This window comes from Mycobacterium helveticum, assembly GCF_007714205.1.
Taxonomy (GTDB): Bacteria; Actinomycetota; Actinomycetes; order Mycobacteriales; family Mycobacteriaceae; genus Mycobacterium; species Mycobacterium helveticum.
Window position 1 is genome coordinate 1 of record NZ_VMQU01000331.1, and the last position, 734, is coordinate 734.

The following is a 734-nucleotide window of genomic DNA, read 5'->3' on the forward strand; positions in this document are numbered from 1 at the left end:
CGGCGGATGTCGACGCGGTCGAGGGGCACGGCACCGGTACGAGCTTGGGTGACCCGATCGAGGCGCAGGCGTTGTTGGCCACCTACGGGCAGCAACGCGGCGAGTCTGGTGAGCATCTGTGGTTGGGGTCGATCAAGTCGAACATGGGGCATACGCAGGCCGCGGCCGGTGTGGCGGGTGTGATCAAGATGGTGTTGGCGATGCGCCATGAGATGTTGCCGGCGACGTTGCATGTCGATGAGCCGAGCCCGCATGTGGATTGGTCGGCGGGGTCGGTGTCGTTGTTGACCGAGGCGCGGCCCTGGAAGGCCGAGCAGGCCGAGGCCCAGGGTCGGCCCCGGCGGGCGGGGATCTCCTCGTTCGGGATCAGTGGGACCAATGCGCACGTGATCGTGGAAGCGGTCGCGGCGCCGGCCGAGGGTGTGGCGCGTTCCCGGCCGCCGGTGGTGGCGTGGGTCCTCTCGGCGAAGTCGGCGTCGGCGTTGCGGGCCCAGGCCGGGCGTCTGGGCGCGCATGTGCGGGCGCACGGTGGGCTCGATGTGGCCGACGTGGGGTGGTCGTTGGCGGGGCGGTCGGTGTTCGAGCATCGCGCGGTGGTGGTCGGTGCCGATCGGGAGCGGTTGCTGGCCGGGCTCGACGAGCTGGCCGGTGACGACCTGGCCGGTTCGGTGATCCGGGGCAGCGCCGCCCCGGCGGGCAAGACCGTCTTCGTGTTCCCCGGCCAGGGCTCCCAA

The 734-nt window shown here is 71.3% G+C and carries 1 protein-coding gene; it reads left to right on the forward strand.

Annotation, left to right across the window (positions count from 1 at the left end):
• A partial coding sequence (locus FPZ47_RS27765) for a ketoacyl-synthetase C-terminal extension domain-containing protein (RefSeq protein ID WP_144957533.1) occupies positions 1-734 on the forward strand: 734 nt, incomplete at both ends.